Below are 6649 nucleotides of genomic sequence, written 5' to 3'. Positions count from 1 at the left end.
TTTCAGCTCGATCAGGACAAAGCCGAACTGGTATTGGCAGTCAGAAATTAACTCACATTTCCGACTGCCATTTAACTACTGCGCTAGAGTTTTAAGGCGACTTTGGTACCTTGTGCAATGGCGCGTTTCGCATCCAGTTCAAGCGCTTCATCAGCACCACCAATGAGATGATGAGGAACTGATAAACCATGTACCAGTGCTCGCTGAGGCTCTTGTCCGGCACAGATAATCACGTTATCTACATCCAGCACTTTTTGCTCACCGTCTACGGTAATATGTAAACCGGCATCATCAATTTTGTCGTATTGAACACCCGCAATCATTTGCACGCCTTTCATTTGTAAACCCAGGCGATGCGCCCATCCGGTAGTTTTACCCAGACCTGCACCAATCTTGGTGGATTTACGCTGAAGCAACACGATTTGGCGTGGTGACGGCTCTGGTTGTGGCTTCATGCCTTCTACCCCACCGCGGGCTTCCAGCGTCATATCAATGCCCCACTCACGCATAAAGGCTTCAATATTCTGACTCGGCACCGATTTGCCGTGGCTAAGGTACTCTGCAGTATCAAACCCGATCCCACCGGCACCAATAATAGCCACCTTGCCGCCCACCGGCTTTTTGTCGCGTAATACATCGAGATACGTAAGCACTTTGCTGTGTTCTATACCTTCAATTCCGGGTGTGCGTGGCACTATGCCGGTTGCCAGCAATACAGCATCAAAACCACCTTCATTCAGCGTTTCAGCGGTAACCAAGGTATTCAGCCGTACGTCAACATTCAGTAACTCAAGTTGCTTTGCGTAGTAGCGCAGTGTTTCATTGAATTCTTCTTTACCGGGTACTTGTTTGGCAATATTAAATTGCCCGCCAATTTTGTCGGCAGCATCAAACAAGACTACCTTATGGCCGCGCTGTGCTGCTGTTGTGGCAGCGGCCAAGCCAGCTGGTCCTGCACCCACGACCGCAATAGACTTAACGGCTTCAGCGGGTTTCATGGTGATCATTAACTCATGACACGCGTACGGATTTACCAGACAGCTGGTGAGTTTACCGTTGAAAACGTGATCCAAACACGCCTGATTACAGCCAATACAGGTGTTAATTTCATCAGCACGCTGCTGCTGCGCTTTGATCACAAAATCCGGATCGGCCAGGAATGGGCGTGCCATCGACACCATGTCGGCATCGCCACGCGCAATAACAGACTCTGCCACATCCGGCATGTTAATGCGGTTAGAGGTGATCACCGGAATGGATAACTGCTTGCGGAATTTTGCCGTTACCCAGGTAAACGCTGCACGCGGCACTTTAGTGGCAATAGTAGGAATGCGCGCTTCATGCCAACCAATACCCGTATTGATAATGGTGGCACCGGCGGATTCGATGGCTTTACCCAAGGTAAGGATCTCATCGTAACTGGAGCCGCCTTCTACCAGATCCAACATGGATAGGCGATAAATGATAATGAACTGTTCACCCACGGCTTCGCGCACGCGGCGCACTACTTCAACCGGTAAGCGCATGCGGTTTTTATACTCCCCGCCCCACTCGTCATCACGGTGGTTAGTGCGGGCAGCAATAAACTGGTTCAGGAAATACCCTTCTGATCCCATGATCTCCACGCCGTCGTAACCGGCTCGCTGGGCTTGTTTAGCCGCAAACACAAAGTCCTCGATTTGCTTTTCGATTTCTTCACCGGTAAGCGCTTTAGGTTTGAACGGATTAATAGGCGCTTGCAGTGCCGAGGGCGCCACCAGCTTTGGGTTATAGGCATACCGGCCAGTATGCAAAATTTGCATACAGATTTTTCCGCCATTGGCGTGTACCGCATCGGTTACCTGCTTGTGATTGGCTACCGCTTCATCGCTGTCTAAACGCTTGGTTTCGGCATGGGTTGCGCCCTCGTCGTTTGGCCCGATACCGCCAGTAACGATTAACGCTACGCCACCCGCCGCCCGAGCGCCATAGAATGCTGCCATGTGTGCGTGCCCACCGGGCATCTCTTCAAGACCGGTGTGCATAGAACCCATTAGGATACGGTTCTTTAATTGCGTAAAGCCAAGATCTAATGGCTCGAACAAATGTGGGTACAGCGGGTGTTTTTCTGCCGCGGTTGCCTGAGTCATGGGTGCCCTCTTTTATTGTTTTCATTTAAAACTAAACAGTGTCAAGATAGGCTTATAATTTGACACTGTCAAGATTAACATTATGCTAGCGTTTCTATTTACTATTACGGACTAATTCATGCAGCAGACCACCGGGCGAGGCAACCAGACGTATCACCATGGTGACCTGCGTGCGGCACTACTGGATGCCGCTGCGCAACGTATCGAATCAGAAGGTGTGGAAGCCCTTTCACTGCGCAAGCTCGCCGACGATGTAGGGGTGTCCCGCTCTGCGCTTTATCATCATTTCCGCGATAAAAATGCCCTGTTAAATGCGGTGGCTGCGCGTGGATTTGAGCAGTGGATTGCCGTATCAAAAGCGCGCGCTAATTCTGTGGACATGACACCTGCTGACAGGTTAGCTCAGTTTGTACATGGCTATATTCACTGGTCTGCCAGCAATCCTCAGCTTTATGATTTGATGTTTGGCCGACCGATTTGGAAAACCGGTCAGGCGGATGAACAACTAAAAGAGATCGCCTTTCCGGCGTTTCACTTTATGCTGAATAAAATTACTCAGTGGCAACAGGAAGGCATATTAGCGCAGTCGATGCCTGCGCTCAGACAAACACAGGTTATCTGGGCCACTTTGCACGGCTTGGCGCGTTTGATTATTGACGGCGTGTATGCTGACTCCGAGCACATTGACGATATGTGTAATTGCGCCGTTGCCATGTTGTTGAAACATGACTAATCCTGCTTCAAACCGAACTTTACGCCTGTGACTGCCGGATCCATTCGGCGGCACGCTCGGCGATCATAATAGTAGGCGCGTTGGTGTTACCGCCTACTAAATCAGGCATGACAGACGCGTCTACCACGCGTAATCCCTGAATATTGCGAACTCTAAGCTGGCAATCAACAACCGCCATTGGGTCGTCGTCAGCACCCATTTTACACGTACCAACCGGGTGATAAATGGTTTCAGCCTGCTCGCGAATAAAACTGGCGATGTCGGCGTCGTTGGTAAAATCTACATCCCCTACCGCAGGCTTGCCGTGAAATTTACTGAACGCGTCGCTATCCAGAATGGCTTTGGCTTGTTTTACGCCATCTACCATTACTTTGATGTCATCTTCATGAGACAAATAGTTAGGCTCGATGGCGGGATGATCTGCCGGATGATTACTTTGCAGGCGAATCTCGCCGCGGCTTTTGGGATACAGATTACATACGTGCACACCATAGCCATAACCATACGCAAGCTGTCGGCCGTGATCCTGCAATATGGCTGGTAAAAAGTGGTACTGAATATCAGGAAACTCGTTGGCCAAACTGGATTTAACAAAGCCACCTGCTTCTGCCACATTTGATGAAAAAATGCCATCCCGCTTAAACGCATAGCGGAACGCGGCATGAAGATATCGTGGCAATGCGCCCAGCGCGATCGCATAGCCTGCGCGCACTGATGTGCGGTACTGCACTATTGCATCCAGATGATCCTGCAGGTTCTGCCCTACGCCGGGTAAATCCTGTTGCACCAGAATGCCTTTGTCGTGCAAGGCTTCCGCTGGCCCAATACCCGACAACATGAGTAAATGCGGAGAACTGATTGCCCCGGCACTCAGGAGCACTTCTTTGTTAGCCATCAAGCGACGGGCACGGCCTTTTACCCGCGCCTGCACACCAATGGCACGCTGCTGTTTAATGAGCACACGCTCAGCCAGAGCCTGAGTAAGAATGGTTAGGTTTCCGCGCTTTTTAGCGTCGGTTAGATAGCCTTTCGCGGTAGAGCAACGCTGACCGTTTCTCTGAGTAACATGATACAACCCCAACCCTACTCGGTCATGGCGGTTAAAGTCGTTACATTGCGGCAGTGATACCTGTTCTGCTGCATTGACAAAGGCCCTGGATAGTTCGGATGTGTAACGCAGGTTGTCTACGCCCAGCGGGCCACCCGTGCCATGATATTCGTCAGCCCCATTGCAAAAGTCTTCGGCTTTTTTAAAGTAGGGTAATACGCTGTTAAAGTCCCAACCCTTTGCTCCATTTGCCGCCCAGCGGTCGTAGTCTTCCACCTGACCACGTATGTAGCACATCGCATTGATCGAGCTGGAACCACCCAGTGTTTTCCCGCGCGGCCAGAACAATTCGCGGTTGTTTAAATGAATTTGTGGCTCAGTATTGTATCCCCAGCCAATACTGTCGAACTGGCTGAGTACAGATAATCCAAACGGAATATGAATAAAGGGGTTTGAATCGGTGCCACCGGCTTCCAGTAAGCACACACGAACCATTGGATTTTCCGTTAAGCGGGCAGCCAGCACGGCACCTGCAGAACCACCGCCCACCACAATATAGTCGTATTGCTCTACCGGGATATGCATGACGTATTCCTTGCTATGTTTCTTTGGCTTTATCTGGCTTAATCTGTGGATGCCGAAATGGTCGTACCAGTTAACTTAAGGCTAACGCAATTCCCATAGTGCTGCAAAGTATTTGTTATGGGTGAAAGTAAAAATGCAGTTAACTCAACAACAGGAAAGCGTGATCGGCACTCTCACAAAACGCATCAAATATCCGTTGTCGCTGGCTGCTTTGTGGTGCAAACGCACAACACTCTGAGCCGGCGGGCATTTCCTGTAAGTCGTACCAAATGCTGTTGAGCGCTTCCACCCCATTTGCCAGAAAAGTCTCGCCCCATGACGTTGAGTAAATAACGACCACGTCTTCTACCGTTGCTTTTAATCGTGATGTCGTAAAATTCAATACAACCAGACATGCAGAGATTTTCTGCTGTGATATCAATGCACTGCGTGGCAGTGAATTCACTTTAACAGGCGGAAATAGATTCACTGCATGCTTAACAAACTGATATAAATCATTTTCGGTAATAGGGTCGGTATCGTAATCCAATAAGATTTCAGTATTGGCATCAATTACCCGATTGCAGATACACCATAGCATTAACCTCACGAGACAGGCCGCGTTAGTGATGCGGGTTTTCTCTACCCCCTTATTGAGCTTACCCAGTTGGTCGCCGGAATACACTGTCCAAAGTGGCGTGCCGTTTTTACGGCGGTTAAGTTTTACGGTGACTGTGGAACAATACACCAGTTCATCAAGGCCACTGCGCAAAAACTCAATTTTATTGGGCTTTTTCGAATAAAACGTATCGAGACGCCGGCCCAATACGGTCATGTCTTCCTGGCTCACCAACTGGTTGTCTTTGGGCATTTTGCCCGACATTCGCCGGTAACACAGGATCAGAAACTGGTGAATTCGCCTGAATAACTGAATTTTCTCCTGAAAAGACCAGTTATCCAGATTGTCCAGATGAGCAAGCTGATTGCGGTCCCACCCCCAACGTTTAACGTAGCCAATCATAATTCGGCGTTTAAACGACGCATCGCCTTCTTTAGCCGCTTTACTGAGTTCACAGTCGCACTTGATATACAGGCACTGGCGCAACAACAGCACGACGTCCTCATCGCCAGTGGCTTCATAATGGGCAATCACCTGGTCGAACATTAACGCATAGGGATCAATAGTAGCCACGTTGCCTGGCGCTTCATCACCATTGTGCACGCGCTTTTTCAACAAATTACACAAGGGCAGTTCACTACCCACGTTCTCTAAGAACACCTCTAGCTTGGCCATTTTAATCACCGACTTAAACGACGAATCCATGGCCTTTCCAAGTTGCCAGATAGCCGCGCCAAACAGTTCGTTAGGATCGAGGCGTTCAATGTGTCCCAGATCCATAAACCAGTCGGGATCAGGAGAGCCACCTTCTTTAAGGTGGTCCCGCAACGCATAATATTGCTGCTGTGTGGTAGATTCCGGTACCAGCCACCAAAACGTCGCTTTGCCCGCCACCAGAATATTGGTGGTATAAAATTCAGATTTCAGCAATACCGCCTGGGCAGAACCCGCGCTCTCACCCTCGGCAATACCAAAATCATTGTTGCGAACTTTGTCGATATCAGACAGGAAAAAATGCACTTCAATGTTGTACGTTTCCTGAACCCATTGCTCTATCGCCGTGAGTTTTTGCTGCAATAACGCCAATCCCTCAACCGAATGCGCTTTGCCGTCGATACACACCCAGTAGTCAAAATCCGATTCTTCTGATTGTGCAATGGTGCCAATACTGCCCATCAGCAACAAGGCATCAATGGCACGTTGTCTCGGCCAGATTTGCTTAATATCTTCAATCAACACCTGTTGCATTGGAAAGAAATCCATCAACGCGTCTTTGATTTCGTCCCGGAAGGAGAAGTTATTCAGTCCAATAGGCACATCACTATTGTTTACATAGCCGGGGAACTCGGGATGGTTGATATGCAGCAGGAAAGGCAACACATGGAACAAGGGTTTGTGTTCGTCTGGCAATAGCGCCAGCGCCCGCTCAATCCGTGCTTTGTTATACCGCAGTACCCGTAGCAACCGAATAGTCAGGTTTTGATTCACTGTTAACGATTGCCGCGAATTCATTAACGCCCTGTTCTTAATCCTAATACTGTTACAAGAATAACCGG

The 6649-nt window shown here is 49.3% G+C and carries 4 protein-coding genes; 1 reads left to right on the top strand and 3 read right to left on the bottom strand.

The genetic code is table 11. The features are described from left to right. Positions 1-83: 83 nt before the first annotated feature. On the bottom strand, positions 84-2129 hold the full coding sequence (locus ACLR2L_RS17715; protein WP_413370028.1) for an NADPH-dependent 2,4-dienoyl-CoA reductase: 2046 nt from the start codon (positions 2127-2129) through the stop codon (positions 84-86). Between the two features lie 118 nt (positions 2130-2247). On the opposite strand from ACLR2L_RS17715, the gene ACLR2L_RS17710 reads away from it, so the two are divergent. Further along, on the top strand, positions 2248-2862 hold the full coding sequence (locus ACLR2L_RS17710; protein ID WP_413370026.1) for a TetR/AcrR family transcriptional regulator: 615 nt from the start codon (positions 2248-2250) through the stop codon (positions 2860-2862). Between the two features lie 19 nt (positions 2863-2881). Here the strand turns inward: ACLR2L_RS17710 and ACLR2L_RS17705 are convergent, their stop codons facing one another. Continuing rightward, on the bottom strand, positions 2882-4495 hold the full coding sequence (locus ACLR2L_RS17705; RefSeq protein ID WP_413370024.1) for a GMC family oxidoreductase: 1614 nt from the start codon (positions 4493-4495) through the stop codon (positions 2882-2884). 139 nt (positions 4496-4634) lie between these two features. Further along, positions 4635-6605: a class I adenylate cyclase gene (locus ACLR2L_RS17700; RefSeq protein ID WP_413370022.1), complete on the bottom strand. Its 1971-nt coding sequence runs from the start codon at positions 6603-6605 to the stop codon at positions 4635-4637. Positions 6606-6649: the final 44 nt, after the last annotated feature.

The sequence above is a fragment of the Alteromonas sp. AMM-1 genome, assembly GCF_047290655.1.
GTDB classification, from domain to species: Bacteria; Pseudomonadota; Gammaproteobacteria; order Enterobacterales; family Alteromonadaceae; genus Alteromonas; species Alteromonas mangrovi.
Note: the sequence above shows the minus strand (reverse complement) of the source record. Positions and strands in the feature narration are given on the sequence as shown.

Bases quoted from the DNA above. Each gene is read 5' to 3' on its own strand.
- ACLR2L_RS17715 (WP_413370028.1), bottom strand. From the start codon at position 2,129: ATGACTCAGGCAACCGCGGCAGAAAAACACCCGCTGTACCCACATTTG.
- ACLR2L_RS17710 (WP_413370026.1), top strand. From the start codon at position 2,248: ATGCAGCAGACCACCGGGCGAGGCAACCAGACGTATCACCATGGTGAC.
- ACLR2L_RS17705 (WP_413370024.1), bottom strand. From the start codon at position 4,495: ATGCATATCCCGGTAGAGCAATACGACTATATTGTGGTGGGCGGTGGT.
- ACLR2L_RS17700 (WP_413370022.1), bottom strand. From the start codon at position 6,605: ATGAATTCGCGGCAATCGTTAACAGTGAATCAAAACCTGACTATTCGG.